Origin of the sequence: Demequina sp. NBRC 110056 (genome assembly GCF_002090155.1) — a bacterium.
In the GTDB taxonomy this organism is placed as follows: Bacteria; Actinomycetota; Actinomycetes; order Actinomycetales; family Demequinaceae; genus Demequina.
On record NZ_BBRM01000003.1, the window covers coordinates 411,998 to 438,801 of the forward strand.

Below are 26,804 nucleotides of genomic sequence, written 5' to 3' on the forward strand. Positions count from 1 at the left end.
CGCTCCCTGACGGGAGCGGAGCCGCACTGCTGTGAGGAGGACGCGATGACCGACTCGATCTGGTGGGGCACCTTCCCCGAGGCGGGCAACGGCACCCCCGCGGGCCTGGGCGAGGGCCTGTGGCGCGAGAGCGCCGGCGCGCCGGTCCTCGCGCTCGAGCTGCCGGCGCCGGCGTTCGTCGTGCGCCACCCGAGCCTGCCGCTGCTGTACGTGATCACCGAGTCGGACGACTCGGCGGTGCACGCGATCGACGTCAGCGACCCCGAAGCACCGGTGCTGGTCGCGACGGTCCCCACGGGCGGACGCGCGGGGTGTCACCTGCTGCTCGCGCCCGACGCGCGGGCGCTCTACGCGTGCCACTACATGAGCGGCGACGTCGCCGTCGTCGCCCTTGGCGAGGATGGGCTGCCCGCGGCGGCGACGCCCGACCAGGTGTTCGGCCACGAGGGATCCGGGCCCAACGCCGACCGCCAGGAGGCGCCGCACGCGCACTTCGCTGGCTTCGCGCCGGGGCAGCGGCACCTGCTCGTGTGCGACCTCGGCACCGACGAGCTGCGCCGCTACGCGGTAGGGGCCGACGGGCTGCTCGCCGGGGACGGCATCGCCGCGACGCTGCCCGCCGGAGCCGGGCCCCGGCACTTCGCGGTGCGCGGCGACCGCCTCTACGTCGCGTGCGAGCTCGACAACCAGCTGCGCGTGCTGCGCTGGGACGGCGCGTCGGCGACGGCCGAGGTGATCCAGGAGCTGCAGTCGACGGCGGCCGCCAACCGCACGGGCGAGGCCGGGCTGCAGGACGGCCACATCCTGATCCACGGCGACGTGCTGCTCATCGCCGTCCGCGGCGCGGATGTGATCTCCCTGTTCGATCTCAGCCCCGAGGGCGACGCTCGCTACCGCACCTGCTTCGACGTCGGCCACTGGCCGCGGCACTTCGCGATCGGCGACGACCGGCTTCTCGTCGCGTGCGAGCGCGGCCACGAGGTGCGCTCCTACGCCCTCGCGGACGTGCTCGCCCTGCCGCCCGAGCACGAGGTGGGCGAGGTCGCGCAGGTGACGCACGCATCGGCGCCCGTGCCGAGCCCCGCCTGCGCCTGCCCGGCCTGACCGCGCCCGGCCGCGCCCACCGTCCGCCCTCCCGACGGGACCGGAGACCCAGGACCCAGCCCGCGCATCGGCGCTACGCTGAAACCATGACCTACACACTGATCCTGCTCCGCCACGGCGAGAGCGACTGGAACTCGAAGAACCTGTTCACCGGCTGGGTGGACGTCGAGCTCAACGAGAAGGGCTGGGGCGAGGCCAAGCGCGGCGGCGAGCTGCTCAAGGAGGAGGGCATCCTGCCTGACGTGGTCCACACGTCGCTCCTGCGCCGCGCGATCATGACCGCCAACCTCGCGCTCGACGCCGCGGACCGCCACTGGATCCCGGTCAAGCGCGACTGGCGCCTCAACGAGCGTCACTACGGCGACCTGCAGGGCAAGAACAAGGCGGAGACCCTCGAGCAGTTCGGCGAGGAGCAGTTCATGACCTGGCGCCGCAGCTACGACGTGCCGCCGCCGCCCATCAGCGCGGACAACGCCTACGGCCAGGCCGGCGACCCCCGCTACGCGGGCGAGCCCGTGCCCGAGACCGAGTGCCTCAAGGACGTCCTCGAGCGGGCGCTGCCGTACTGGGAGGGCGCCATCGTGCCCGACCTCCAGGCCGGCAAGACGGTGCTGGTCGCCGCGCACGGCAACTCGCTGCGCGCGATCATCAAGCACCTCGACGGCATCGCCGACGACGACATCGTGGGCGTCAACGTGCCCACCGGCATCCCGCTGGTGTACGAGCTCGACGAGGAGACGCTGCAGCCCGTGAAGGCCGGCGGCACCTACCTCGACGCCGACGCCGCGGCTGCCGCCATCCAGGCCGTCGCCAACCAGGGCAAGAAGTAGCGCAAGAAGCAAGGACGCTCGGTCACCCTCTCATCGCGTGGCCGGCAGGGGCCCTCGCCGTTCGCGGCGGGGGCCCCGTTCTTGTGTGTCGTGCGTCTGCAGCGCCGATGCGCGGGTCGCCTGCGTGCCGCCGTGGCAGGCGGCAGCGACGAATGACCGTCGTCATGACGGTTTCATAGACAACACGACGGAATAGTGTCACGCTGGACGGGTGGACCTCGAGAACCCCCTGCGTTCGATCGCCCCGACCCTCGATGCTGACGCTCTGCTCGTGCTCGCGCGCACCGAGTCTCCGCTGAGCCTGGCGGCGATCGCTCGCCTCGCGCCGCGAGGGAGCCGCATGGGGCTGCGGGACGCGCTTGGTCGGCTCGTCGCCCAGGGGCTGGTCACCGAGAGCCCGGGCGGGCGCGGGCCCATGTATCGCTTCTCACGAGAGCACGTGCTCGCCCCGGTCGTGGTCGAGGCGCTGTCCGCCACGCGCGAGGTCCGCACGCGGCTGCGCGACGCGCTCGCTGGCCTCGCGCCAGCCCCTCTGCACGCCTCGATCTTCGGCTCGTTCGCGCGAGGCGACGGCGACGCCGACAGTGACATCGACGTTCTTCTGATCGTCGACGACGGCGTGGAGCCGACGGGTGACGACTGGCTGCTGCGCATCGACGCGGTGTCAGACGACGTCGAGCGTTGGACCGGGAACCGACTGCAGGTGGTCACCGTGCAGAGCGGTCGCTTCCGGGAGCTGGCTGCCGCTCACGAGCCGATCGTGGACTCGTGGCGTCGCGACAGCGAGCTTCTTCTCGGCAGCGAGCTCGAGTCGCTCTTCGACACGGGACGGACTGACCCGTGACACCGCGGCAGCTCCGGACTCGACCCGCGGATCGTGCCGAAGCTCGCGGACGGCTCGCGGTAGCGCAGAAGTACCTCGAGGTCGCCGAGCTGGTGTCCGAGGAGCCTGGCGCCGGCGCGAACGTGTGCGTCGGCGTGGCGGTCCTCGCCGCGATCGCCGCCTCCGACGCCGTGTGCATCGGCGCCACGGGCGAGCGGTACTCCGGGACAGACCACGCGGCAGCCGCCACGCTGCTGGAGCGCGTCGACCGGGAGCTCGGCCGCGCGCTCAAGCGCGTCGTCGACGTCAAGAACGAGAGCCACTACGGCTCGGGTCTGATCGGCGAGGCGGACCGGACCATGGCGCTGCGGAACGCGCGGCACCTCGTCGAGGAGGCGCGCCAGCGTCTGCGGCCGTAGGACCGATGCGCGGGTCGCCCGGGATCCTCGTCGTCCAGTGAGGGCGGCGGGGGAGCAGCGCGCGGCGTCCCCTCCCACTCGGCAGCGGTGCCGCGGGGGAGGAACGACGGAGCCCCGGCGCCGAGGCGCCGGGGCTGTCGCGAAGATGACGTGCGCGTCAGATGCGCGCGCGGTCGCCCGTGTGGTCGCCGGTCACGAGGTAGACGATGCGGCGCGAGACGGCCACCGCGTGGTCGCCGAAGCGCTCGAAGTAGCGGGCGAGCAGGCTGATGTCGAGCGTCTCCTGCGTCGAGCCGGTGTACGCCGGGTCGAGCAGGGTCTTGTAGGCGCGCGAGTGCAGCTTGTCGAGGTCGTCGTCGTCCGAGACGATGCCGGCGGCCGTGTTGAGGTCGCGGGTCTCGAGCAGCTCGATGACCTCGGCGGCCGCCTTCTTCGCGGCGACGGTCATCTCCTCGATGATCTCGGCGTGCTCGGAGGGGATCGCGGACTCGGGGTAGGCGCGGCGGGCCGCCTCGGCGATGTGCTGGGCGAGGTCACCCATGCGCTCGAGGGAGGCGGAGATGCGCAGCGCGGAGATGATGCTGCGCAGGTCGAGGCCGACCGGCTGCTGCTGGGCGATGAGCAGCACGCAGCGCTCGTCGACGGTCTCCTCGAGGTCGTCGAGCTTCGCATCGTCCGCGATGACGGCCTGGGCGAGCTCGACGTTCTGCGTGAGCAGCGCCTCGGACGCCCGGCTGATGGCGGACTCCACGTGGCGGCTCATGGCCACGAGGTCGCCCGCAAGCTCGGACATCTCTGCAGTGAACAGGGTGCGCATGGTTCTCCTCAACGGTGGTGCGTCTCCCCTAGTGTGGCATCGCCACCCAGCGCCCAGCCCGACGTGCACCCACAAGACGGTGAACATTCGGTGCCGTCGCTGAACTTTGGGTGAACTCGCCGACGGGTCGATACTGTGACCACATGAGCCCCGAATCCTGGCTGCTCGTCGCTCTCGCCCTCGCACTTGGCATCGGGATCGGCGTGCTCGTGAACCGTCGCGGAGGCTCCGAGGACACCGTCGCCGGCACCCTGGTGCCGCACCGCACGCGCGAGGTGCTGTCGGTGCTGCAGTCCGGCGCCGTCATCGTGCGCCGCGACCGCCGCAGCGCCTTCGCGAACACCACGGCGAACGCCCTCGGGGTGTCGCGCGCGGACGGCGCGCTCCACGGGGGAGTGGCCGACCTCGCCGAGAAGGCGTGGAAGGCAGAGTCCCCCGTCGAGGACGAGGTCGAGATCAAGCGCGGCGTCCTCGGCTCGTCGAGCATCGTTCACGTGCGCGTCACGCCCCTCAACGACGAGCTCGCGCTCGCGGTGGCGAACGACAACACCGAGATGCGCGCGGCCGAGGCGACGCGACGCGAGTTCGCCGTCAACGTCTCCCACGAGCTCAAGACGCCCGTGGGCGCGCTGTCCCTGCTGGCCGAGACCATCGAGGACAACGCCGAGGACACCCTCATGGTGGAGAAGTTCGCCGGCAAGATCCGCAAGGAGACCCGGCGCCTCACCAAGCTCATCCAGGAGATCATCGAGATCTCCCGCCTGCAGGGCGGCGAGTCCGTGATGGAGTACGAGACGGTCGACCTCGGAGGCGTGGTCGACGAGGTCCTCGAGGCCGTCCACATCGCGGCCGACGGCAAGCGCATCACGCTCGTGCGCGAGGTGACCGCGTCGCCGATCGTGATGGGGGACCGCGACCTGCTCGTCATGGCGCTGCGCAACCTCGTCGACAACGCGATCAACTACTCCGAGCCCGCCGGCCGCGTGACGGTCGCGCTGGGCCAGGAGGGCGAGATCGCCCGCCTGGCGGTGATCGACCAGGGCCTCGGCATCGCGACCGAGGACCAGGAGCGCATCTTCGAGCGGTTCTACCGCACGGACCCCGCGCGCTCGCGCGAGACGGGCGGCACCGGCCTGGGGCTGTCCATCGTCAAGCACGTGGTCGCCCAGCACTCGGGCACCGTGCATCTGTGGTCGCAGCCCTCGGTGGGCTCGACGTTCACCATCCGTCTCGCCGCAGAGGGTGAGGCGGCCGATGCGGCCGAGGCCGCCGAGGAGGAGTCATGACCGAGGGACGCGTGCTCGTGGTCGAGGACGAGGAGTCGTACCGCGACTCCCTCAAGTACCTGCTGACCCGCGAGGGGTTCGACGTGCTGTTGGCCGAGACCGGCCCGCAGGGAGTCGAGGCGTTCCAGCGCGACGGCGCTGACGTGATCCTGCTGGACCTCATGCTGCCCGGGATGTCGGGCCAGGAGGTGTTCCGCACCATCCGGGAGCGCTCGGACGTGCCCGTGATCATGGTCACGGCGAAGGACGACCAGGTCGACAAGATCATCGGCCTCGAGCTGGGCGCCGACGACTACGTCACCAAGCCGTACTCGGGCCGCGAGCTGGTCGCCCGCGTACGCGGGCTGCTGCGTCGCCAGCAGATGGCCGCGACCGGCATCCCCGACGAGCCCGAGCGCCTCACGGTGGCCGGCATCACCCTCGACCCGGAGCGCCTGTCGGTGACCCGCGGCGAGGACGTGCAGTCCCTGCCGCCCAAGGAGTTCGCGCTGCTGCACCTGCTCGCGCAGAACGCCGGTCGGGTCCTCCCGCGCCAGGTCATCATCGACCGCGTGTGGGGCGCCGACTACTTCGGCGACACCAAGACGCTCGACGTCCACATCAAGCGCCTGCGCAGTCGCATCGAGGCCGACCCGTCGGAGCCCGTGCTCATCCAGACGGTTCGCGGCGTCGGGTACACCTTCGAGGCGTAACGGTTCGATAACGCCCCGTTCGGCCCGGTGACGCGTTCACGGATTGTTCACCTCGTGTTCAGTCTGGGCCCTCGGGCTCGTTACCTGGCCTCCCTAACTTTGAGATCGTCCGGCAGGTTGCCGGGTCCCCGATCAATCAAGTGAGGAAACTCGACTGTGAAGATTGCACTGCGCACCGGCGCCGTGGCCTCGGCCGCCGCGCTGACCTTCGTGCTCGCGGCCTGCTCCCCCTCGAACGAGGAGACGCCCGAGTCGTCCGACGCGCCGACCACCGGCACCGAGTCGGAGGCCCCCGAGGCCATGTCGCTGTCCGGCAACCTGCAGGGTGCCGGCGCATCGTCGCAGGAGTCCGCCATGGACGCCTGGCGCGCCAAGTTCCAGGAGTCCAACCCCGAGGTGACCGTGGGCTACGACCCGGTCGGCTCCGGCGGCGGCATCGAGCAGTTCCTCTCGGGCGCCGTGCCCTTCGCCGGCTCCGACGGCCTCCTCGACGACGCTGAGTACGCGGGCGCCGTGGAGCGCTGCGACGGCGACGGTGGCGCCTACCACCTGCCCATGTACATCTCGCCCGTCGCGGTCATCTTCAACGTCGAGGGCGTGACCTCGCTCAACCTCGACGCCGCGACCATCGCGCAGATCTTCAACGGCGACATCACCACCTGGGACGACGAGGCCATCACCTCGCAGAACGAGGGCGTCGAGCTGCCCGGCGACACCATCACGGTCGCGCACCGCTCGGACTCGTCCGGCACGTCGGAGAACTTCACCGACTACCTCGAGCAGGCGTCGGACGGCGCGTGGGCCCACGAGGCGTCGAAGGAGTTCCCCGAGACCTCCGCTCAGCGCGTCGGCTTCGACGGCACCTCGGCGCTCGTCGAGGGCGTCACCGCCACGCCCGGCTCGATCGGCTACGCCGACGCCTCGCGCGCCGGCTCGCTCGGCACCGTCGCGATCAAGGTCGGCGAGGAGTACGTGCCGTTCTCCCCGGAGGCCGCCGCGAACATCGTGACCGCGTCGCCGCTCGCCGAGAACGCCAACGGTGAGAACGACCTCGCGTACTCGATCGACCGCACCACGACCGACTCGTCGGCCTACCCGCTGACCCTGGTCTCGTACCACATCGTCTGCTCGCAGTACGACGACGAGACCGAGCGCGCCCTGGTCACCGGCTTCGAGAAGTACGTCGCCTCGTCGGAGGGCCAGGCCGTCTCGGCCGAGGCCGCCGGCTCGGCGCCCCTCTCGGCGGACCTGAGCGCCCAGATCACCGCGATCCTCGACGAGATCGCGGCGGGCTGACGCTTTCCCCTACATTGGCAGTGGGCCCACCCCATCGGGATGGGCCCACTGCCCCTGTCACCAGTGACGCACTAGCGAGGGAGACTCGAGCGTGACGACCACCACGTCGCCGCCACCGGCGACCGAGGACGACTACGGGACGCACCCGGGGGCAGCGGCCAACCGCTTCTTCAAGTGGCTCTCGACCGGCGCGGGTGCGCTGATCCTCATCACCCTCGCGGCCGTCGCGAGCTTCCTGCTCGCCGAGGCATGGCCCGCGATGACGATGGGCGCCGCCGAGCTCGGCGAGTCCGTCTCCTTCATCAAGCCCGACCAGGGCCAGAGCCTCATCGAGATCATCGGCTACCTCGTCTACGGCACGCTGCTGATCTCGATCATCGCGCTCATCATCGCGACGCCGGTGTCGATCGGCATCGCGCTGTTCATCTCCCACTACGCCCCACGCAAGCTGTCGCAGGGCCTGGGCTACCTCATCGACCTGCTCGCGGCCGTGCCGTCGGTGGTTTACGGCCTGTGGGGCGTCGCCGTGCTGGTGCCCGTGCTGACGCCGTTCTACCAGTTCCTCGCGGACTACCTGGGCTTCATCCCGCTGTTCGCGCCGCCCGATTCGGGCGAGATCTTCACCGGTCGCGTCGCGATGTCCGCGGGCATCGTGCTCGCGATCATGATCATCCCGATCATCACCGCCGTGAGCCGCGAGGTCTTCCTCCAGACGCCCACGCTCCACGAGGAGGCCGCCCTCGCGATGGGCGCCACCCGCTGGGAGATGATCAAGATGTCGGTCTTCCCGTTCGGCCGCTCGGGCATGGTCGGCGCGACCATGCTGGGCCTCGGCCGCGCGCTCGGAGAGACCATGGCAGTCCTGATGATCATCGGGCCCGGGCTCACGTACACGCCGTACATCCTGCAGCCCAACCAGCACAACACCATCGCCGCGTACATCGCGCTGCAGTTCCCCGAGGCCAACGCGCTCGGCGTGAACTCGCTCATCGCGATGGGTCTCGCGCTGTTCCTCATCACCCTGCTCGTCAACATGCTCGCGCGCTGGATCGTGTCGCGTCGCAGCGAATTCTCGGGAGCGAACTGATGGCCGTCACCACGCAGACCACCGCCCCCGCCCGTGAGGTGACCCCGCTCGGGTCGATCTCTCGCTCGCGTCGCCTGAAGAACCAGACGATGGGCGTCGTCATCTACGGCGCGTTCATCCTCGCCCTGATCCCGCTCGTGTGGCTGTCGGTCACCGTCGTCATCAAGGGCATCGACCGCTTCCTCATCTCGGACGCGGACGGGCTCGACGCGGGCTTCAACCTCGAGTTCCTCAACCAGACGATGCGCGGCATCTTCGGCGCCGAGGCTCCGTACGGCGGCATCATGCACGCCATCGTCGGCACGCTGATGATGACGCTCGCCGCGACCATCATCTCGGTGCCGGTGGGCCTGCTCACCGCGATCTACCTCGTCGAGTACGGCACCGGCTGGCTCAAGCGCGCGATCACCTTCTTCGTGGACGTCATGACGGGCATCCCGTCGATCGTCGCGGGTCTGTTCGCCTACGCGCTCTTCGCCCTCACAGTCGGGCCAGGCACCAAGCTCGGCATCGTCGGCGCCATCGCGCTGTCGGTGCTGATGATCCCCGTCGTCGTGCGCTCGAGCGAGGAGATGCTGCGGCTCGTGCCCAACGAGCTGCGCGAGGCCTCCTACGCGCTCGGCGTGCCCAAGTGGCTGACGATCATCAAGGTCGTGCTGCGCACCTCGATCGCCGGCGTCACCACCGGCATCACCCTCGCGATCGCGCGCGTCGTCGGCGAGACGGCCCCGCTGCTCGTGGCGGTGGGCGTCGCGGACTCCCTGAACTGGAACCTGTTCGAGGGCCGCATGATGAGCCTTCCCGTCTACATCATCTCGGAGTACGAGAAGGGCGTCCTGCCCTGCAACACCGACACCTGCATCGGCGAGATCACCGAGTACCGCGCCTGGGGCGCCGCGCTCGTGCTGATCCTCATCGTCATGGGCCTCAACCTCATCGCCCGCCTGATCGCCAAGTACTTCTCCCCCAAGACCGGCCGCTGAGCCAGAAGAACCGGAGCACCCGTGTCCAAGCGCATCGACATCAACAACCTCAACGTCTACTACGGCAGCTTCCTCGCCGTGGAGGACGTGTCGCTGGCGATCGAGCCCAAGTCCGTCACCGCGTTCATCGGCCCGTCCGGCTGCGGCAAGTCCACCTTCCTGCGCACGCTCAACCGCATGCACGAGGTCATCCCCGGCGCCCGCGTCGAGGGTGAGGTGCTCATGGACGGCGTCGACCTGTACGGCTCCGACGTCGACCCCGTGACCGTCCGCCGCCACGTGGGCATGGTGTTCCAGCGCCCCAACCCGTTCCCCACGATGTCGATCTCGGAGAACGTGCTCGCGGGCGTGAAGCTCAACAACAAGCGCATCTCGCGGTCCGACGCCGAGGACCTCGTCGAGTCCTCGCTCAAGGGCGCCAACCTGTGGGAGGAGGTCAAGGACCGCCTCGACAAGCCCGGCTCCTCGCTCTCCGGTGGCCAGCAGCAGCGCCTGTGCATCGCCCGCGCGATCGCGATCAAGCCCGACGTGCTGCTGATGGACGAGCCCTGCTCGGCCCTGGACCCCATCTCGACGCTCGCGATCGAGGACCTCATCCAGGACCTCAAGGAGCAGTACACGATCGTCATCGTCACGCACAACATGCAGCAGGCGGCGCGCGTGTCCGACCGCACCGCGTTCTTCAACATCGCGGGCACCGGCAAGCCCGGCAAGCTCATCGAGATGAACGACACCCCGACCATGTTCTCGACGCCCGTCGAGAAGGCCACCGAGGACTACATCTCCGGCCGCTTCGGCTGATCCGCGGCCACCCACGAGGCGCCGTCACCCCGCGGGGAGGCGGCGCCTTGGTGTTGTCAGGGTGACGTCTCCGTGTCGTCCCAGCACGCGCATCGGCCCTCCGTCGTCGCCGCGCCCTCGACAGTTCCGAACATGTGCGCGACGACACGTCGCGACGGACGGCCGATGCGCGCGCTCCCTCGGGGTGTCGCCGTCACCGACGTTCGGAAGTGTCGGGCGCGGGGGCGGCGGGGGAGCGGACGTCACGGTCCGCAGCGCCGATGCGCTCGCCGGCGTGGGCGGTCACCGTCGCCCCTGACGGCGCGACAGCACGGCTCGCGGTGCGCGGGTCAGACTGGAGGAGCAGAGCCTCCGAGGCGGGGCTGCCGGTGGAGCCGGGTCAGCCGATGGCGTCGACGACCGACTGGTACTCGGGCAGGGTGGCGTCCATGACGGGCACCTCGACGGAGTAGGCACCCTCGGTGGCCGAGACGAACGACGTCTCCGCGAGCAGGCCGGGTGCCGCGGGCGCGGTGCCGGAGACCTCGGTCGCGTCGCCGTCGGGGCCCAGGCGCGTCGAGCCCATGGAGGGCACGTCGACGCTGGTCGACGTCGCGCCGTCGAAGGTGACGTCGACGGTGATGTCCTCGGAGGACCCGTTGTAGAGCGTGCCGATGAGCGTCGCGGGCGAGCCCTCGGCCTCCGTCACGACGATGAGGTTCAGCGCCTCGACCTCGCCGACGATGAGCTGCGACCCGTCCGAGGCGGCGTAGTTCTCCTTGGTCGTGATGGGGTTCACGTACGAGCAGCCGGCCAGGGCGAGGGCTGCGAGGGAGGCGGCGGCGCCTGCGGCGATGGAGGGCTTCACGGCGAGGAACTTCCTTTCGGGGCGGGACTGCCACAAGGATACTGGTGCCAGGCGCATCGGCTCCACCGGCGCGTCGGTGCTGGACGTGGATCAGAAGCCCTGTTAATGCGGCGTGTCGCGGTGGTAGAATCGTGGTTACGCGAAGAGAGGCTCACTCCACAATGAACTTTGCCGTCGGCGAGACCGTCGTCTACCCGCACCACGGTGCGGCGCAGATCCAGGACATCAAGAAGCGGACCATCAGGGGCGAGGAGAAGACGTACCTCAAGCTCAAGGTGGCCCAGGGAGACCTGACCATCGAGGTCCCCGCCGAGAACGTCGACCTCGTGGGTGTCCGCGACGTCGTCGACGAGGCCGGCCTCGAGAAGGTCTTCGGCGTCCTGCGTGAGCCCTACATCGAGGAGCCCACCAACTGGTCGCGTCGCTACAAGGCGAACGTCGAGAAGCTCGCCTCGGGTGACGTCATCCGCGTCGCCGAGGTCGTCCGCGACCTGTCGCGTCGCGACACCGACAAGGGCCTGTCCGCCGGCGAGAAGCGCCTGCTGCACAAGGCGCGTCAGATTCTCGTCAGCGAGCTCGCGCTCGCCGAGAAGTGCGGCGAGGAGGCCGCGGAGGCCCGTCTGGACGAGGTCCTCGCCTCGTGACCATCGCGGCGGTCGTCACGGCCGCCGGTTCGGGATCCCGCCTGGGCGCTGACGTGCCGAAGGCCCTCCTGCACGTGGAGGGTCGCGCGCTCGTCGCCTGGGCGGTGTCGCGCCTCGGGGAGATCGCCGAGGCCGTCGTCGTCACGGCTCCCGCCGCTCACCTGAGCGCGTTCGAGGAGGCCGTCGACGGCGCCGCGCGCGTGGTCGCCGGCGGCGACACCCGCCAGGACTCCGTCGCCGCGGGCCTCGCGGCGCTCGCGCTGGACGACGACGACATCGTGCTCATCCACGACGCCGCGCGCGCGTTCCAGGACCCGTCGGTCGCCGCCGCGACCGTGCGGGCCGTGCAGTCCGGCGCCGACGGCGCCATCCCCGTGCTGCCCGTCGTCGACACGCTCGTCACGGCACCCGGCCCCGACGGCTCGGTGGGCGACCCCGTCGACCGCGAGGCCTTCCGCGCCGTCCAGACGCCCCAGACGTTCCGCGCGCGCGTCGCCCTCGACGCGCATCGGCGCGGCTCGGCCGGCGCCACGGACGACGCGAGCCTCGCGCGCGAGCTCGGCTACCGCATCGTCGCCGTCGACGGCCACGAGTGGGGCTTCAAGGTGACGCGCCCGTCCGACCTGCCCCTCGCCCTGTCCATCGCCGCTCAGCTGGAGGCGCCGTGAACCGCTCGTCCCTGCCCCGCGTCGGCACTGGCGTCGACGTCCACGCCTTCGGCGGCGACGGCGAGCTCGCCCTCGCCGGCCTCACGTGGCCCGGCGAGACGCCGCTGTCGGGACACTCCGACGGCGACGTGGCGGCGCACGCCGCGTGCGATGCGCTGCTCAGCGCCGCTGCGCTGGGGGACCTGGGCTCCAACTTCGGCACCGACCGCCCCGAGTGGGTCGGCGCCGCGGGTGTGGCGCTGCTCGCCGAGACGGCGCGGCTGGTGCGCGCTGCCGGCTTCGAGGTCGGCAACGTGTCGGTGCAGGTGCTCGGCAACCGGCCCAAGCTCGCGCCCCGCCGTGCCGAGGCGGAGCAGGCCCTGTCCGACGCCGCCGGCGCGCCCGTCACAGTGAGCGCGACCACCACCGACGGGCTTGGTCTGACGGGCCGCGGCGAGGGCGTCGCGGCCATCGCCACCGCGCTCGTCTTCCCTGCGTGAGCCCGGTAGCCTGGCACGCGTGACCCTGCACCTGTTCGACACCTCCACCCGCACCGAGCGCGCGTTCGAGCCGCTCGAGCCCGGGAAGGTCGGCATCTACCTGTGCGGCCCCACGGTCCAGGGCAGCCCGCACGTGGGGCACCTGCGCAGCGCCGTCGCGTTCGACGTGCTGCAGCGCTGGCTCGAGCGCACCGGCCACGACGTGACGATGGTGCGCAACGTCACCGACATCGACGACAAGACGCTCGCCAAGGCCGCCGAGGCCGGCGTGCCGTGGTGGGCGTGGGCGCTCACCTTCGAGCGCGAGTTCCAGGCGGCCTACGCCGCGGTCGGGGTGCGCCCGCCCGCCGCCGAGCCGCGCGCGACCGGCCACATCCCCGAGATCATCGCGCTCGTGGCCGCGCTCGTGGACGGCGGCCACGCCTACGAGCACGACGGCTCGGTCTACTTCGACGTGCGCTCATTCCCCGAGTACGGCTCGCTCACGCGTCAGGCCCTCGAGGACCTCACGCCCGCGCCCGACGCGCCCGCGGACGCCAAGCGCGACCCGCGCGACTTCGCCCTCTGGAAGGCCGCCAAGCCCGGCGAGCCCGCCACGGCCAGCTGGGACTCGCCCTGGGGTCCGGGCCGCCCGGGCTGGCACATCGAGTGCTCCGCCATGGCGCGGCGCTTCCTGGGCTCGGAGTTCGACATCCACGGCGGCGGCCTCGACCTGCGCTTCCCGCACCACGAGAACGAGCAGGCGCAGTCCCGCGCCGCCGGCGACGGCTTCGCCCGCCTGTGGATGCACTCCGCGTGGGTCACGCAGTCGGGCGCCAAGATGTCCAAGTCGCTCGGCAATGGGCTGCTCGTGTCCGAGGTGCTGTCCCGGTACCCCGCCCCCGCGCTGCGCCTTGCCCTCGCGCAGGTCCACTACCGGTCGATGCTCGAGTACTCGGACCAGACCATGGAGGACGCCGCCGCGACGTGGGGCCGCCTCGCGGGCTTCGTGTCCCGCGCGTCCGAGCGCGTGGGGGCGGTGAGCTCCGCCGAGGTGGCCGCAGCCGAGCTGCCCGAGGCGTTCGTCGAGGCGATGGACGACGACCTGTCCGTGCCGCGCGCGCTCGCCCACGTCCACGAGACGGTGCGCTCCGGCAACGCCGCGCTCACCGCCGGGGACGACGCGACGGTGTCCAGCGCGCTGCTGTCCGTGCGCGCGATGCTCGGCGCGCTCGGCCTCGACCCCGCCTCCGAGGAGTGGGCCGAGGCCGGCTCGGAGTCATCGGGTGCCATGACGGCGCTCGACTCGCTGGTGCGCGCGGACATCGACGCGCGCGCCGCCGCCCGCGCAGCGAAGGACTGGGCCACGGCCGACGCGATCCGCGACCGGCTCGCCGCCGCGGGCATCGTCATCGAGGACGCCGCCGACGGCGCCCGGTGGTCCCTCGCCGCAGACTCCTGAGCGTTCGAGCGCACCCCAGCCCGCGCATCGGCCCGCCGGCTCTTGCCGCCCGCGCAATGCCTCCGCTGACACTCTGAACCAAGGGCGCGCGCGCCACGCCGGTGGCGACCCGCGCATCGGCCGTGCGCACGGGGTGTCGCGCCAAGAATTGGTTCGTACTGTCAGCGCGGCGCAGGGGTCCGAGGCCCGTACCACTCAACACACGGGCGGGACGGGTGTGACGCGTGCGGCTCGTGGTGATGCTCATCGGTCCCAGGAGTCCCGTGCGTCCCAGCTGTGTGGTGAGCGGTACGCCGGGCCGCCCGCGCACTGCCTCCGCTGACACTCTGAACCAAGGGCGCGCGCGCCACGCCGGTGGCGACCCGCTCATCGGCCCCGCGCACGGCGTGTCGCATCAGAATCTGGTTCGCACCGTCAGAGGCGCGGGTTCCGACAGTTCCGAACATCTGCGCTCCCGACACCCCGGCGCGGCGCCGCATCGAAGCACCGGCCGCGGCGCGTCGGCGCGCAGATGTTCGGAACTGTCGGGGGAGTGGCGGCGGAGGGCCGATGCGCGGGCCGGGTGGGCGCCCGACTACCCTTGTCTCATGGCTGGAAACTCGAAGCGCCGCGGCGCGACCCGCACGGCGGGCTCCAAGAAGGGCGCGCTGAAGGGCACCGGCGGCCACGGTCGCAAGGCGCTCGAGGGCAAGGGCCCCACGCCCAAGGCCGAGGACCGGCCCAACCACAAGGCGTACAAGGCCAAGCGTAAGGCCGAGTCCGACGCCGCCAAGCGCCCGCAGTCGCGCCGCACGACCCCGCGCGACCGCACGTCCGGCTCGCTGGAGCTCGTGATCGGCCGCAACTCGGTGGTCGAGGCGCTGCGGATGGGCATGGCGGCGGAACGGCTGTCGGTCTTCAACCGCATCGACTCCGACGACCGCGTCACGGAGATCGTCTCGCTCGCCGTCGAGCACGGGCTCGAGGTGCGCGAGGTCACCAAGGCCACGCTGGACACCCTCGCCGGCGGCTCGCCGCACCAGGGCGTCGCGCTCGAGGTGCCGCCCTACGCGTACGCGGACCCCGAGGACCTGCTCGAGGGACGCGCGCCCGTGCGCATCGTCGCGCTCGACGGCATCCAGGACCCGCGCAACCTCGGCGCGATCATGCGCTCGGCCGCGGCGTTCGGCGCGACCGGCATCGTGATCCCCGAGCGGCGCGCGGCCGGCGTGACCGTCGCCGCGTGGAAGGTGTCCGCCGGGGCGGCCGCGCGCCTTCCCGTCGCGCGCGCCACCAACCTCACCCGCACGATCGAGGCCTACAAGAAGGCCGGCTGCTTCGTCGTGGGCCTCGACGCCGGCGGCGAGGTCGAGATCGCGCAGTCGCAGCTGCTCGACGGACCGCTGGTGATCGTCACGGGAGCCGAGGGCGGCGGGCTGTCGCGCCTGGTACGCGAGGCGTGCGACCAGATCGTGTCCATCCCGATCGCGGCCGACACCGAGAGCCTCAACGCCTCGGTCGCGGCGTCGATCGCGCTGTACGAGGCGCGCAAGGCGCTCGGCTGATCCGCGCCTGACCTCCAGCGCCTACTCGGTGGTCGGTGCCGTCGGGGGAGTGGGCGCGTCGTCGTCCTCACGACCCGGCACCGCCGGACGGTGGGTGACGGGGATGCGCGTCGAGGAGCGGCGCACGGTCGGCGGCTCCGACTCCTCCGGCTCGGGCACCCGGCCCCACGCGTACGTGTTGTCGTTCGCGTACGGGTCGCGCGCTGTGTACGTGTGCCCGTGCTCCTCCGTGAGCGCCGGCAGCTCGGCAGTCATCTCGGCGAGGGAGCGGCCCAGCACCGCCTGCTCGTCGTCCTTGGTCGGAAGGATGTTCTTGACGTAGCTCGCCGTCGCGACGGGGAGCGACACGTCGTGGTCCGCGGCCTCCGCGAGGTACCAGCGGTGGTCGAGGACCTCGTGGTAGACCTGCGCGGGCTCGAGCTTGCCGCGCAGCGCGCGCGGCACCGCCCGGACGGTCGGCTCGAACATCGTGGTGAGCCACTCGTGCGCCGCGTGGGACTCGTCGAGGTCGGGGTTGTCGCTCCACGCGCGGAACTCGTCGAGGTCGTTGAGCAGGCGGCGGGCCTGGTTCTCCTGCACGTCGAGGCCGGTGAGGCGCATGAGGCGGCGCTGGTGGTAGCCGGCGTCGACCACCTTGGGGCGGATCGTGACCGCGGTGCCGTCCTCGGTCTCGTCCATGTCGATCTCGTCGAGGTCGAAGCCCAGCTCGTTGAGCTGGCGCACCCGCTCCGCGACGCGCATGCGGATGTTCGACGTGTGTGTCGTGGTCTCCGTCAGCGCGCTCCACAGCTCCCGGTAGCGCTTCTCGAGCCGCGCGCCGATCTCGAACGGGTCGACCCCGTCGTCGAGGTCCTCGGAGCCCTGCAGGTCGAGCAGCTCGCCCGTGATGTTGGTGGTGGCGATGTCGAGGTCCGTCTCGCGCTGACCGTTGGTGAGCCGGGGGTGGATGTCGCCGGTCTCGGCGTCCACCAGGTAGGCGGAGAACTCGGAGGCGTCGCGTCGGAACAGCGCGTTCGACAGCGACACGTCGCCCCAGTAGAAGCCCAGCAGGTGCAGCCTCACGAGCAGCACCGACAGCGCGCCCACGAGGCGCTTCAGCGTGCCCTGGCGCAGCCCCTGCGCGAAGAGCGCGCGGTACGGCAGCGAGAACGCGAGGTGCTCGGTGACGAGGGCCGCGGACAGCGGCTCGCCCGAGGGCGACGTCCGTCCCGACACCACCGCGACGGGGTGCACGCACGGCGCCTCGAGCCGCTGCAGCTCCCGCAGCATCGCGAACTCGCGGTGGGCGATCTCCGCGTTGGTCTCCTTGACCGCGATGACGCCGTCGCCGTGCCGCACGAACCGCACGACGTGTCGCGACAGGCCCCGCGGGAGCGCCGCGATGTGCTCCTCCGGCCACGCCTCGAGCGGGATCTCCCACGGCAGCTCGATGAGGGCGGGATCAGCGGCTCCGGAGATGTGCAGCGGCATGGGCCCAGCGTATCCGCCGTGCCCCACCCCGCTCGCAGGCGACGCGGGCGCACCACCCAGCGAGCGCATCGGCCGTCTGCACGGTCAGACAGAGGGCCTAGACACGCCCAGCGGGCGGAGGGCCGATGCGCGGGCTGGCTTCCCCCGCCACACGGGCCTGCACTGGAGACAGCAGAAGGGGCGGCCCCTGACGGGACCGCCCCTTCCGGTGAAGCGTGGAGTTACGCGGTGTGCTGCGCCGAAGCGTCGGTGTGCACCTCGGAGGAGAGGCGCTCGCCGGTCGCGGCGGAGAACACGTGCTGCTCGCCCTCGCGGATCTTCACCCACACGGTGTCGCCCTTCTTGGGCACGTCGCGGGGGTCGATGCGCACGATCATCTGCGAGTCGCCGGCGGCGAAGTGCACGTCCTCGGCGCCACCGAACTCGTTCGGGACCTCGCCGTAGACGAACGCGTCGGAGCCGAGCTCCTCGACGACGTCGACCTCGATCGGGATGCCGCCCTCGGTGTTGGGGGCGACGCGGTCGAGCGACTCGGGACGGAAGCCGAGAACGACGTGGTTCTTGTCCTCCGACTTGAGCGCGGAGACGGCCTCGCGAGCGAGGTCGACCTTGGCGCGACCGACCTGAGCCTGACCGTCGAACACCTGGTAGGTGCCGATGTTCATGGCGGGCGAGCCGATGAAGCCGGCGACGAAGACGTTGGCGGGAGCGTCGTACATGTCGCGCGGCGAGCCCACCTGCTGGAGGACGCCGTCCTTCAGCACGGCGATGCGGTCACCCATGGTGAGCGCCTCGACCTGGTCGTGCGTGACGTACACGGTGGTGGTGCCCAGGCGACGCTGCAGCGCAGCGATCTGGGTACGGGTCTGGACGCGGAGCTTGGCGTCGAGGTTCGACAGCGGCTCGTCCATGAGGAACACCTGGGGCTGACGCACGATGGCGCGGCCCATGGCGACACGCTGACGCTGACCACCGGACAGGGCCTTGGGCTTGCGGTCCAGGTACTCGGTCAGGTCGAGGATCTTGGCGGCGGCCTCGACGCGCTGGCGGATCTCCGCCTTGTCGACCTTGGCGATCTTGAGCGCGAAGCCCATGTTGTCGGCCACGGTCATGTGGGGGTAGAGCGCGTAGGACTGGAACACCATCGCGATGTCGCGGTCCTTGGGCTGCACGTGGGTGACGTCGCGGTCGCCCACCCAGATGGCGCCCTCGTCGATGTCCTCGAGTCCTGCGAGCATGCGCAGGGAGGTCGACTTTCCACAGCCGGACGGGCCGACGAGGACGAGGAACTCGCCGTCGGCGATCTCCAGGTTGAGGGCGTCGACCGCGGGGCGCTCGGTGCCCGGGTAGATGCGCGACGCGTTGTCATAGGTAACGCTGGCCATGATGATGGTCCCTTCACCGGCAGGTACGTGCCGGACGATCCGTAGTGAAGAGTGCCGATGTGGTGTCCACAGTGACACTTCCCGCCCCACAGTCGAGACGAGTGCCCTCATCTTGCCATAGCGCCCACCCGAGTCCAAGCCGGGTCGGGGTAGCGTGAAGCCCATGGCGGGAGTGACGCGACAGGCGGGCGAGGAGATCGGCGGCTACACCGTCCTCGACACGCTGGGCAGGGGCGGCTCGGGTGCCGTCTACAAGGTCCGTGACGGCGGCGGGAACGAGGCCGCGCTCAAGCTCGTCGACGCTCGCGCCGACCGCGTCGCGGCTCAGCGCCTCGAGCGCGAGGTGCACGCGCTGCAGTCGCTGCGCCACCCCGCGGTGCCGCGCATCCTCGACGCCGAGCTCGACGGCGACGAGACCTTCGTCGTGTTCGAGTACATCCCTGGCGTGAGCCTGTGGCAGCACGTCCAGGACCACGGACCCCTCGCCGGCGAGGAGCTCGCGGCGTTCGCGGACCGCACCGCCTCGGCGCTCGAGGCCGTGCACGACACCGGCGTGGTCCACCGCGACGTGACGCCGTCGAACATCATGATGGGCCCCGACGGCCCGGTGCTCATCGACTTCGGGCTGTCCCACCGGGAGCAGGACCCGCGCCTCACCCGGGACGGGCTCGTGTCGGGTACCGCCGGCTACGTCGCCCCGGAGGTCATCGACGGCGCCGAGCCCGGGCCCATCGCCGACTGCTGGTCGTGGGCCGCGACGGTCGCGTACACGATGACTGGTCACGCGCCGTTCGGGTCGGGCACGGGGGCGATCTCGCGCACCCTCGAGACCGACGTCGAGCTGCCTGACGCCCCGGGCGCGCAGGCGCTGCGGGCCGCGCTCGGCCGTGACATCGGCGGCCGCCCTTCTCCCGCCGAGGTCGTCGCCGCGATGCGCGGCGCGACCACCGTGATGCCCCGCAGCGAGGGCGTCGCCCCGACCGTCGTCGCCCCCGGCATCGCCGCGACGGCCGTCATGACCGCATCGGCCGATCCCGCCTACGAGGCGTCGCCGACCACCACGGTGGCGTACGACGGCTACGACGACCTGTCGGGCACCTCGACCGGCTCGCCCGCCTCGGCCCCGTCGCCGCCGATCTCCGGTGAGCCGCTCCTCGCCGAGGAGCCCGAGTCCCACGAGATCCCCATCGAGCGCGCGCCCCGCCATCACCTCATGGTCGGCGTGTGGATGCTGGCGTTCGCCGTCGCCGCCGCGCTGGCGCCGTTCCTCTCCTTCTTCGTGCTCGTGGGCGGCGCCATCCTGGTGCGGGCCGTCCAGCGCCGCGCCAACGCCCTGCACGTGGCTCGCCAGCGCAAGGGTCAGCGTCGAGGCGACGCCGCGCTGCACACCCTAGGGCTGCCGTGGCACCTGCTGCGGGCGGCGGGGGAGACGGTGCCGGCCGCGCTGCTGTCGGCGGCGCTCGGCGGCGGCACGGCGGCGCTCGGCTGGTGGCTCGTCAGCACGTACCGCGTGGCACCGGACACCTCGGCCGGTCAGACGTGGGGCCATGCGATCGCGCTCGGCATCGGCGGCATCGTCGCCGCACTGGTGTTGTGGTGGGGCCCGTGGATGGCGATGACCCGCGAGGGCGGACACCGCGTCGCCCACGCGCTCGCCCCGACGCGCGCCGTCGCGGTGGCGTGGATCGTCGTCGCGCTGGTCGCGATCGCGGTCGTGTGCCTGGCGGTCTACCTCAACACGACGACCGACCCGTGGTTCTGGCCGGCGCCGCAGCTGCCCGACCAGTGATCGTTTCTCCGGGGCCGCAGGGCCGATGCGCCCGCCGGCTCGGGCGGTCTCGCGGAGGTTGGAACATGGCTGGCCTGCGGTACGTTGGCCCGGCAAGAAATGCGCGCCCGAGCGCGCGGAGGGGACACCACTGATGGGCTTCACCGGCCGGTTCGCCGTGGCGCAGCCATGGCTCAGCCTCGTCGTCAGGCTCGCGATGGCCGGCATCCTCTTCGCCGCCGCGATCCCCAAGTTCCAGGACATCCCGCAGTCGGTCCGCGCGGTGCGCGCGTATCGCCTGCTCCCGGAGGAGATCGTGCCCTTCGTCGGCACGATGCTCCCCTTCGTCGAGGTCGCTCTGGGCGTGCTGCTGCTCGTCGGGGCGTTCACGCGTGCGGCGTCGATCGTGTGGCTCGCGATGATGGCCGCCTTCACCGTGGGCGTGATCTGGGCGTGGTCGACGGGCCTCAGCATCGACTGCGGCTGCTTCGGCGGCGGCGGCGAGGTCGAGGAGGGCGCCACGAACTACCCGCTGCACCTGCTCGAACGCCTGGGGTTCATCGTGCTCGGCACGTTCCTGGCGATCTGGCCGCGCAGCCCGTTCTCGGTGGACGGCTGGCTGAAGCCGGCGGTGGCCGAGGATGAGGGGGCCGACGCCCCCGCCCTAGAATCGGTGGCGAACGACGCCGTCTCGAACGAACCGAGGAAGTAGGACCATGGCCAAGAACAACGGCTCCCCCAAGAACGCGAAGGCGGCCGCTGCGCGCGCGCAGGCGCAGAAGAACGTCAAGACGCAGGAGCGCCGCACGACGCTCGGCATCATCATCGGCGTCGGCATCGCCGTGCTGATCTTCGGCGGGATCGTGTTCTTCATCGTCCAGTCGTCGAGCGTGCCGGGCCTCGACTCCGAGGACGTCGTCGCGCCCGCCGGTGCGGACACGACCGGCGGCATCCCGGTGGGCTCCGGCGGCGTGGTCGGCGAGGACATCCCCGCGGACGTGCCGCGCGTGGACCTCTACGAGGACTTCATGTGCCCGGTCTGCGGCCAGTTCGAGGACATCAACGCCGAGGACATCGACGCCATGCGCGAGGCAGGCACCATCGCGGTGTACTACCACCCGATCTCGATCCTCGACCGCTTCTCGAGCGGCACGCAGTACTCGACCCGCGCGGCCAACGCCGCCGCGACCGTCGCGGATGCCGCGCCCGAGGCCTACCTCGACTTCACCCACGCGATGTACGCGAACCAGCCCGAGGAGGGCGGCACCGGCCTGAGCGACGAGCAGATCGAGCAGATCGCGATCACCGCGGGCGTGCCCGAGGACGTCGCGGCCACGCTCGACGACGGCATCTTCACCAAGTGGGTCGTCGCGGCGACCGACCAGGGCTCCGTCGACGGCGTGGGCGGCACCCCGACCGTGATGGTCGACCGCACCATCCTCGAGCAGGCCGAGGTTCCCTACTTCTCCGAGGGTGCGCTGCGCACCTACCTCGAGGGCCTGTAGGACTCTGACTCTCCGGAGCCCCGTCGGCGTTGCCGGCGGGGCTCCGGCGCGTTCACGGCCGATGCGCCCGCTGGGTATCCTTCTGTGGCGACCCGGCGATGGTGCCGGTCGCACGCTGGCATGGCGCAATTGGTAGCGCACCGTACTTGTAATACGGGGGTTGCGGGTTCGAGTCCCGCTGCCAGCTCCACGACCGAGCGGACTACGCGGGCGTGCCCCAGCGGATGGGCTCGGCTCCCTGCTCCGCCAGCAGCGCGTTCACGGCGCTGAAGGGACGCGAGCCGAAGAATCCCCGCGAGGCGCTGAGCGGGCTTGGGTGCGCGCTCGCTACGTGCGGCACGTCGCCCAGCAGCGGGATCAGCGACTGCGCGTCGCGCCCCCATAGCAGCGCCACCAGCGGCCCGCCGCGCGCCACGAGAGTGCGGATCGCGTGCTCGGTGACCTGCTCCCAGCCCTTGCCGCGGTGCGACGCCGGCGCGCCCGGGCGGACCGTGAGGACGCGGTTGAGCAGGACCACGCCCTGGCTCGCCCAGAGGCTCAGGTCCCCGTCGGTGAGGGCCTCACCCGTGTCGTCGCGCAGCTCGCGGGCGATGTTGACGAGCGACCGCGGCATCGGATGGCCGGGCGGCACGGAGAAGCTCAGGCCGACGGGGTCGCCCGGCGTCGGGTAGGGGTCCTGGCCGACGATGAGCACGCGGGCGTCCGCCAGCGGCGCGCGGAAGGCGCGCAGGATCGCGTCGGACGCGGGAAGGTAGCCGCGGCCCGCGGCCATCTCCTCGCGCAGGAAGACCCCGATCGAGGCGAGGGTCGGCGCGATGGGCTCGAGCGCATCGGCCCAGTCCGGGGCGACCTGCGAGCGCCAAGCATCGGCCATGCTGGCCACGCTATCCCACGGCCGCGTCCCTGCCGCGTGGACGAATGACAGTCGTGTAGTTCGCGGGTAGGGTAGGCCCAGCACGGCAGGACTCGGCACGAGGAGGACCCATGGGTGAAGCGGCACGCATCGACGATGCGGGCGCGGCTCTCGAGCTGTCCGACCGCGACGCCGAGATCCTCCGGTTCGAGCGCCAGTGGTGGAAGTTCGCCGGCGCCAAGGAGGACGCCATCCGCGAGCTGTTCTCCATGACCAGCACGCAGTACTACCAGGTGCTCGGCGCCCTCATCGACACGCAGGGGGCGCTGGCCTTCGACCCCATGCTCGTCAAGCGTCTGCGGCGCATGCGCTCGGCCCGCCAGCGCGGCCGTTCGAGCCGCGCGTTCGACGTGACGGCCGTTCGCTAGAGTTCTGCCCGTGGCACAGGACTACCCCCTCGACGAGTTCGACGAGATGGCCGCCGAGGGCGGTCCCGTCGGCGTCCACCGCAGCCCTCGTCCCTGGTGGACCCGCGTGCTGCCGCCGCTCATCGCGCTGCTGCTCGGCGGGTTCGTCGCATGGCTCCTCGCGACCTGGCTGTGGAACTCGGGCGACAGCACCGCGGAGCCCCAGGCCACGCCGACCGTGACCGTGACGCCCACGGACGAGCCGACCACCTCGCCCGAGCCCACGGTGGAGCCGACCACGGAGCCCACCGAGGAGCCGACCGAGGAGCCGGAGCCTGAGCCCACCGAGACGGTCGAGCCCGAGCCGGTCATCCTCTACGACGCGCAGATCCACATCCGCAACGGTGCGCGCGTCCAGGGCCTCGCCGGTGAGCAGCAGGAGATCCTCACGGACGCTGGCTACACCAACACCGAGGCCAACAACATCGCGGCCAACCTCATCCCGAACGGTGAGAACGTGGTGACCTACGACGGCGACCGCGTCGCGGACACCGCCCAGGACGTCGCCGACCAGCTCGGCATCTCCGCCGTGCAGGGTGGCGGCACGCCCGGCGGCGCCGAGATCGAGGTCCTCCTCGCCTCGGACCCCAGCTAGCCGCTGACCCCGGCGAGCCGCTGACCCCAGCTAGCCGCTGAACCCGGCAAGCCTCGGACTCCCACCAGCTCCGGACCCCAACGAGCCGCATCCCCAGCGCGTACGGCGCGACCACACGCCCCGCCCGACAGTTCCGAACATGCGCGCGGCGACACGCCGAGGCCGCGAGCCCTCGAGCCACGCGCGCCGGGGTGTCGTCCTCCGAGATGTTCGGAACTGTCGTGGGGAGCGCGAGGCGGCGTAGCGCGGCACCCAGCGAGTGCATCGGCACTGCCCGGGAGAGGGGTGCGATCAGCGTTGGGTGAAATCCACGTGACGTGGTTTGCACTCGACGGGGGAGAGTGCCAGAATCGCTCTTAGCACTCTCACTGCGAGAGTGCTAACCACCGGCTTGTCGAGCCGAGGTGACCGGACCGGGCGTGAAAGGAACGCGCGGCCCCGGCATCGTCCGTCGCGGGCGGCTCGACGCCATATTCATCGAAAGAGGAATAGACACCCATGGCAAAGCAGATTGCCTTCGATGAGGAGGCCCGTCGCGGCATGGAGCGGGGCATGAATGCCCTCGCCGACGCCGTCAAGGTCACCCTCGGCCCCAAGGGCCGCAACGTCGTGCTCGAGAAGAAGTGGGGCGCCCCCACGATCACCAACGACGGCGTCTCGATCGCCAAGGAGATCGAGCTGTCGGAGCCCTACGAGAAGATCGGCGCTGAGCTCGTCAAGGAGGTCGCCAAGAAGACCGACGACGTCGCCGGCGACGGCACCACCACCGCCACCGTTCTCGCCCAGGCGCTCGTCCGCGAGGGCCTGCGCAACGTCTCGGCCGGCGCCAACCCGATCGCCCTGAAGAAGGGCATCGAGAAGGCCGTCGAGGCCGTCACCGCCGAGCTCCTCAACTCCGCCAAGGAGATCGAGACCAAGGAGCAGATCGCTGCCACCGCAGGCATCTCCGCCGGCGACCCCGCCATCGGCGAGCTCATCGCCGAGGCGATGGACAAGGTCGGCAAGGAGGGCGTCATCACGGTCGAGGAGGCCTACCAGTTCGGCCTCGAGCTCGAGCTGACCGAGGGCATGCGCTTCGACAAGGGCTACCTCAACCCCTACTTCGTCACCGACGGCGAGCGCCAGGAGGCCGTCCTCGAGGACGCGTACATCCTGCTCGTCGAGTCGAAGATCTCGTCCCTCAAGGACCTCCTGCCCGTTCTCGAGAAGATCATGCAGGCGGGCAAGCCCCTCGCGATCGTCGCCGAGGACGTGGACGGCGAGGCCCTCGCGGCGCTCGTGGTCAACAAGCTGCGCGGCAACCTCAAGGTCGTCGCCGTCAAGGCCCCCGGCTTCGGCGACCGCCGCAAGGCGATGCTGCAGGACATGGCGATCCTCACGGGTGGCCAGGTCATCTCCGAGTCGGTCGGCCTCTCGCTGGAGAACGCCGGTCTCGAGCTGCTCGGCCAGGCCCGCAAGGTCGTCGTCACCAAGGACGACACCACCATCGTGGACGGCGCCGGCTCCGAGGACCAGGTCGCTGGCCGCGTGAACCAGATCCGTGCCGAGATCGACAACTCGGACTCGGACTACGACCGCGAGAAGCTCCAGGAGCGCCTCGCCAAGCTCGCCGGCGGCGTCGCCGTCATCAAGGCGGGCGCGGCCACCGAGGTCGAGCTCAAGGAGCGCAAGCACCGCATCGAGGACGCCGTTCGCAACGCGAAGGCGGCCGTCGAGGAGGGCATCGTCGCCGGTGGTGGCGTGGCACTCATCCAGGCCGGCACCACGGCTCTCGCCTCCCTCGAGCTCGAGGGTGACGAGGCGACCGGTGTGCGCATCGTCGAGTCGGCGATCACCGCGCCGCTGCGCCAGATCGCCGTCAACGCTGGCCTCGAGGGCGGCGTCGTCGTCGAGCGCGTCAAGGGCCTCGAGGTCGGTCACGGCCTCAACGCCGCGACCGGCGTGTACGAGGACCTGCTCGCCGCGGGCGTCAACGACCCGGTCAAGGTGACCCGTTCCGCGCTGCAGAACGCCGCGTCCATCGCGGGCCTGTTCCTCACGACCGAGGCGGTCGTGGCGGACATCCCCGAGCCCGAGCCGGCGATGCCCGCCGGTGGTGGCGACATGGGCGGCATGGGCTTCTAAGCCTCAGCCTGAACGCCGCGAAGGCCCCCGGAGCGCGAGCTCCGGGGGCCTTCGTGCATCCTGGCGGTCGTTTCGTGTCTGCGACCTCTCCGTTCCCGACGAAAGTGACGCTTCTATGTTCGTCAAGTGGGCATGGTGGCGGTGGCGTGGGTGAGGGTGCGGTGGATGTGTCGGGCGATGTAGCGCTTGAGGATGCGGCGGATTTCCTTGAGGGTGAGTCCTTCGGTTTGGCGGCGGGCAATGTAGTCGCGGGTGGCTTGATCGATCCGCATGCGGGTCAGGGTGATGGTGTGCAGGGCGGCGTTGAGGCGTCTGTCGCCGCCGCGGTTGAGTCGATGGCGGGTGGTGTTGCCTGACGATGCGGGCAGGGGGCTGACTCCTGCTAGTGCAGCGAAGGCGCCCTCGGAGCGGAGTCGGCCTGCGTGGGACCACGACACATAGATCGCGGCTGCGGTGATCGGTCCGATGCCGGTCTCGGTCAGGAGAGCCGCTGCGGGGGTGGCGGGCAACAGGCTGGTGATGTGTGCCTGATTCGCTTTGAGGTCGGCGTCGGTGGCCAGGATGGTTTTGGCCAGGCGGGCTGCTTCGGCGCGGGCGATCGCGGTCGCGACAGGTTCGGTGCGTGTTCTCCAGGCGGCGATGGTGCGGATCAGGGTCGTGGTGATAGACGCGCGAGCATCGAGTTCGATGCCTAGTGCCGTGGTGCGGATCAGCGCGGTGAGCATGTTGATCGTGGTGGTGCGGTGTCCGGTGAGCTGGTCGCGAGCGGCCAGCAAGATCCGCAGTGCTGCCCGTTCGCCCTGATCGGTGCGGGGTTGGCGCAGGCGGGACGTGTCGACGCCAAGCACGGAGCGGGCGATCAGCTCGGCATCGATG

The 26,804-nt window shown here is 71.0% G+C and carries 27 protein-coding genes and 1 tRNA gene; 22 read left to right on the plus strand and 6 right to left on the minus strand.

From position 1 onward, the window contains the following. The first annotated feature begins 45 nt into the window (after positions 1-45). The 4 genes from B7K25_RS06270 to B7K25_RS06285 all read left to right on the plus strand — a co-directional run bounded on the left by B7K25_RS06270 (position 46) and on the right by B7K25_RS06285 (position 3,176). Positions 46-1,104, plus strand: a complete 1,059-nt coding sequence (locus B7K25_RS06270) for a beta-propeller fold lactonase family protein (protein WP_084104844.1) — start codon at positions 46-48, stop codon at positions 1,102-1,104. A gap of 86 nt (positions 1,105-1,190) precedes the next feature. Beyond that, positions 1,191-1,934, plus strand: coding sequence for a phosphoglyceromutase (locus B7K25_RS06275; protein WP_084104845.1), 744 nt, complete (start codon positions 1,191-1,193; stop codon positions 1,932-1,934). A gap of 211 nt (positions 1,935-2,145) precedes the next feature. After that, positions 2,146-2,778, plus strand: a complete 633-nt coding sequence (locus B7K25_RS06280) for a nucleotidyltransferase domain-containing protein (protein WP_084104846.1) — start codon at positions 2,146-2,148, stop codon at positions 2,776-2,778. Continuing rightward, positions 2,775-3,176, plus strand: a complete 402-nt coding sequence (locus B7K25_RS06285) for a hypothetical protein (protein ID WP_084104847.1) — start codon at positions 2,775-2,777, stop codon at positions 3,174-3,176. Before B7K25_RS06280 ends, B7K25_RS06285 begins: the two co-directional genes overlap by 4 nt. Positions 3,177-3,333: 157 nt before the next feature. On the opposite strand, the gene phoU is transcribed toward B7K25_RS06285, so the two are convergent. Next, positions 3,334-3,993 carry a phosphate signaling complex protein PhoU gene (gene phoU, locus B7K25_RS06290; protein ID WP_084104848.1) on the minus strand — a complete coding sequence of 220 codons (660 nt, stop codon included), beginning with the start codon at positions 3,991-3,993 and terminating at the stop codon, positions 3,334-3,336. Between the two features lie 143 nt (positions 3,994-4,136). Here phoU and B7K25_RS06295 point away from each other — a divergent pair, with 143 nt between their 5' ends. From B7K25_RS06295 to pstB, 6 genes are all read left to right on the plus strand, one after another. Continuing rightward, the gene (locus B7K25_RS06295) at positions 4,137-5,279 is read left to right on the plus strand and encodes a cell wall metabolism sensor histidine kinase WalK (protein ID WP_084104849.1); all 1,143 of its coding nucleotides are present in this window, start codon (positions 4,137-4,139) and stop codon (positions 5,277-5,279) included. Continuing rightward, positions 5,276-5,971, plus strand: a complete 696-nt coding sequence (locus tag B7K25_RS06300; RefSeq protein ID WP_084104850.1) for a response regulator transcription factor — start codon at positions 5,276-5,278, stop codon at positions 5,969-5,971. The genes B7K25_RS06295 and B7K25_RS06300 overlap by 4 nt, the downstream gene beginning before the upstream one ends. Before the next feature lie 156 nt (positions 5,972-6,127). Next, entirely contained in the window at positions 6,128-7,267 is a 1,140-nt protein-coding gene (locus B7K25_RS06305; RefSeq protein WP_084104851.1) for a phosphate ABC transporter substrate-binding protein PstS, read from the plus strand. Positions 7,268-7,358: 91 nt separating this feature from the next. After that, positions 7,359-8,354, plus strand: a complete 996-nt coding sequence (gene pstC, locus B7K25_RS06310) for a phosphate ABC transporter permease subunit PstC (protein WP_084104852.1) — start codon at positions 7,359-7,361, stop codon at positions 8,352-8,354. Then, complete coding sequence (gene pstA, locus B7K25_RS06315) at positions 8,354-9,337, plus strand: phosphate ABC transporter permease PstA (protein WP_084104853.1); 984 nt, start codon at positions 8,354-8,356, stop codon at positions 9,335-9,337. Before pstC ends, pstA begins: the two co-directional genes overlap by 1 nt. A 21-nt stretch (positions 9,338-9,358) precedes the next feature. After that, a complete protein-coding gene (gene pstB / locus B7K25_RS06320; protein ID WP_084104854.1) occupies positions 9,359-10,138 on the plus strand; it encodes a phosphate ABC transporter ATP-binding protein PstB in 780 nt (259 codons plus the stop codon). A 379-nt stretch (positions 10,139-10,517) separates the two neighbouring features. Here the strand turns inward: pstB and B7K25_RS06325 are convergent, their stop codons facing one another. Further along, entirely contained in the window at positions 10,518-10,985 is a 468-nt protein-coding gene (locus B7K25_RS06325) for a hypothetical protein (protein WP_084104855.1), read from the minus strand. 161 nt (positions 10,986-11,146) lie between these two features. On the opposite strand from B7K25_RS06325, the gene B7K25_RS06330 reads away from it, so the two are divergent. The 5 genes from B7K25_RS06330 to rlmB all read left to right on the plus strand — a co-directional run bounded on the left by B7K25_RS06330 (position 11,147) and on the right by rlmB (position 15,761). Further along, positions 11,147-11,629: a CarD family transcriptional regulator gene (locus B7K25_RS06330; protein WP_084104856.1), complete on the plus strand. Its 483-nt coding sequence runs from the start codon at positions 11,147-11,149 to the stop codon at positions 11,627-11,629. Continuing rightward, the gene (gene ispD / locus B7K25_RS06335) at positions 11,626-12,297 is read left to right on the plus strand and encodes a 2-C-methyl-D-erythritol 4-phosphate cytidylyltransferase (protein ID WP_084104857.1); all 672 of its coding nucleotides are present in this window, start codon (positions 11,626-11,628) and stop codon (positions 12,295-12,297) included. The genes B7K25_RS06330 and ispD overlap by 4 nt, the downstream gene beginning before the upstream one ends. Continuing rightward, positions 12,294-12,776, plus strand: coding sequence for a 2-C-methyl-D-erythritol 2,4-cyclodiphosphate synthase (gene ispF / locus B7K25_RS06340; RefSeq protein WP_200807855.1), 483 nt, complete (start codon positions 12,294-12,296; stop codon positions 12,774-12,776). Before ispD ends, ispF begins: the two co-directional genes overlap by 4 nt. A 19-nt stretch (positions 12,777-12,795) precedes the next feature. Beyond that, complete coding sequence (gene cysS / locus B7K25_RS06345) at positions 12,796-14,217, plus strand: cysteine--tRNA ligase (protein ID WP_084104858.1); 1,422 nt, start codon at positions 12,796-12,798, stop codon at positions 14,215-14,217. A 587-nt stretch (positions 14,218-14,804) separates the two neighbouring features. Next, a complete protein-coding gene (gene rlmB, locus B7K25_RS06350) occupies positions 14,805-15,761 on the plus strand; it encodes a 23S rRNA (guanosine(2251)-2'-O)-methyltransferase RlmB (protein WP_084104859.1) in 957 nt (318 codons plus the stop codon). A gap of 21 nt (positions 15,762-15,782) precedes the next feature. Here the strand turns inward: rlmB and B7K25_RS06355 are convergent, their stop codons facing one another. Together B7K25_RS06355 and B7K25_RS06360 are read right to left on the minus strand one after the other, a co-directional pair. Further along, a complete protein-coding gene (locus B7K25_RS06355) occupies positions 15,783-17,231 on the minus strand; it encodes a DUF4032 domain-containing protein (protein WP_084104860.1) in 1,449 nt (482 codons plus the stop codon). A 221-nt stretch (positions 17,232-17,452) separates the two neighbouring features. After that, positions 17,453-18,616 (minus strand): ABC transporter ATP-binding protein, encoded by a 1,164-nt coding sequence (locus B7K25_RS06360; protein ID WP_084104861.1) that lies wholly within the window; start codon positions 18,614-18,616, stop codon positions 17,453-17,455. A gap of 163 nt (positions 18,617-18,779) precedes the next feature. On the opposite strand from B7K25_RS06360, the gene B7K25_RS06365 reads away from it, so the two are divergent. From B7K25_RS06365 to B7K25_RS06380, 4 genes are all read left to right on the plus strand, one after another. Further along, positions 18,780-20,405 carry a protein kinase gene (locus tag B7K25_RS06365; RefSeq protein WP_084104862.1) on the plus strand — a complete coding sequence of 542 codons (1,626 nt, stop codon included), beginning with the start codon at positions 18,780-18,782 and terminating at the stop codon, positions 20,403-20,405. A 133-nt stretch (positions 20,406-20,538) separates the two neighbouring features. Next, positions 20,539-21,096 (plus strand): MauE/DoxX family redox-associated membrane protein, encoded by a 558-nt coding sequence (locus B7K25_RS06370; RefSeq protein WP_084104863.1) that lies wholly within the window; start codon positions 20,539-20,541, stop codon positions 21,094-21,096. A 4-nt stretch (positions 21,097-21,100) separates the two neighbouring features. Next, positions 21,101-21,889, plus strand: a complete 789-nt coding sequence (locus B7K25_RS06375) for a thioredoxin domain-containing protein (RefSeq protein WP_084104864.1) — start codon at positions 21,101-21,103, stop codon at positions 21,887-21,889. Positions 21,890-22,003: 114 nt separating this feature from the next. Beyond that, positions 22,004-22,079 (plus strand) — tRNA-Thr (locus B7K25_RS06380). A gap of 12 nt (positions 22,080-22,091) precedes the next feature. Here B7K25_RS06380 and B7K25_RS06385 read toward each other — a convergent pair. Next, complete coding sequence (locus tag B7K25_RS06385; RefSeq protein ID WP_084104865.1) at positions 22,092-22,763, minus strand: uracil-DNA glycosylase; 672 nt, start codon at positions 22,761-22,763, stop codon at positions 22,092-22,094. Positions 22,764-22,873: 110 nt separating this feature from the next. Here B7K25_RS06385 and B7K25_RS06390 point away from each other — a divergent pair, with 110 nt between their 5' ends. From B7K25_RS06390 to groL, 3 genes are all read left to right on the plus strand, one after another. After that, positions 22,874-23,170 (plus strand): DUF3263 domain-containing protein, encoded by a 297-nt coding sequence (locus tag B7K25_RS06390; RefSeq protein WP_084104866.1) that lies wholly within the window; start codon positions 22,874-22,876, stop codon positions 23,168-23,170. A 10-nt stretch (positions 23,171-23,180) separates the two neighbouring features. Further along, positions 23,181-23,804, plus strand: a complete 624-nt coding sequence (locus B7K25_RS06395; protein WP_084104867.1) for a LytR C-terminal domain-containing protein — start codon at positions 23,181-23,183, stop codon at positions 23,802-23,804. Between the two features lie 498 nt (positions 23,805-24,302). Continuing rightward, positions 24,303-25,928 carry a chaperonin GroEL gene (gene groL, locus B7K25_RS06400; RefSeq protein ID WP_084104868.1) on the plus strand — a complete coding sequence of 542 codons (1,626 nt, stop codon included), beginning with the start codon at positions 24,303-24,305 and terminating at the stop codon, positions 25,926-25,928. A 122-nt stretch (positions 25,929-26,050) separates the two neighbouring features. Here groL and B7K25_RS06405 read toward each other — a convergent pair. Further along, the coding region (locus B7K25_RS06405) for a transposase (protein WP_084104869.1) at positions 26,051-26,804 on the minus strand (754 nt) is incomplete at its 5' end.

Excerpts from the sequence above, each read along its gene's own strand:
- groL (WP_084104868.1), top strand. The coding sequence starts at position 24,303 with ATGGCAAAGCAGATTGCCTTCGATGAGGAGGCCCGTCGCGGCATGGAG.
- rlmB (WP_084104859.1), top strand. The coding sequence starts at position 14,805 with ATGGCTGGAAACTCGAAGCGCCGCGGCGCGACCCGCACGGCGGGCTCC.
- B7K25_RS06365 (WP_084104862.1), top strand. The coding sequence starts at position 18,780 with ATGGCGGGAGTGACGCGACAGGCGGGCGAGGAGATCGGCGGCTACACC.
- B7K25_RS06300 (WP_084104850.1), top strand. The coding sequence starts at position 5,276 with ATGACCGAGGGACGCGTGCTCGTGGTCGAGGACGAGGAGTCGTACCGC.
- B7K25_RS06390 (WP_084104866.1), top strand. The coding sequence starts at position 22,874 with ATGGGTGAAGCGGCACGCATCGACGATGCGGGCGCGGCTCTCGAGCTG.
- phoU (WP_084104848.1), bottom strand. The coding sequence starts at position 3,993 with ATGCGCACCCTGTTCACTGCAGAGATGTCCGAGCTTGCGGGCGACCTC.
- B7K25_RS06270 (WP_084104844.1), top strand. The coding sequence starts at position 46 with ATGACCGACTCGATCTGGTGGGGCACCTTCCCCGAGGCGGGCAACGGC.
- B7K25_RS06295 (WP_084104849.1), top strand. The coding sequence starts at position 4,137 with ATGAGCCCCGAATCCTGGCTGCTCGTCGCTCTCGCCCTCGCACTTGGC.
- B7K25_RS06375 (WP_084104864.1), top strand. The coding sequence starts at position 21,101 with ATGGCCAAGAACAACGGCTCCCCCAAGAACGCGAAGGCGGCCGCTGCG.
- B7K25_RS06360 (WP_084104861.1), bottom strand. The coding sequence starts at position 18,616 with ATGGCCAGCGTTACCTATGACAACGCGTCGCGCATCTACCCGGGCACC.
- B7K25_RS06370 (WP_084104863.1), top strand. The coding sequence starts at position 20,539 with ATGGGCTTCACCGGCCGGTTCGCCGTGGCGCAGCCATGGCTCAGCCTC.
- B7K25_RS06275 (WP_084104845.1), top strand. The coding sequence starts at position 1,191 with ATGACCTACACACTGATCCTGCTCCGCCACGGCGAGAGCGACTGGAAC.
- B7K25_RS06355 (WP_084104860.1), bottom strand. The coding sequence starts at position 17,231 with ATGCCGCTGCACATCTCCGGAGCCGCTGATCCCGCCCTCATCGAGCTG.
- pstA (WP_084104853.1), top strand. The coding sequence starts at position 8,354 with ATGGCCGTCACCACGCAGACCACCGCCCCCGCCCGTGAGGTGACCCCG.
- B7K25_RS06385 (WP_084104865.1), bottom strand. The coding sequence starts at position 22,763 with ATGGCCGATGCTTGGCGCTCGCAGGTCGCCCCGGACTGGGCCGATGCG.
- B7K25_RS06330 (WP_084104856.1), top strand. The coding sequence starts at position 11,147 with ATGAACTTTGCCGTCGGCGAGACCGTCGTCTACCCGCACCACGGTGCG.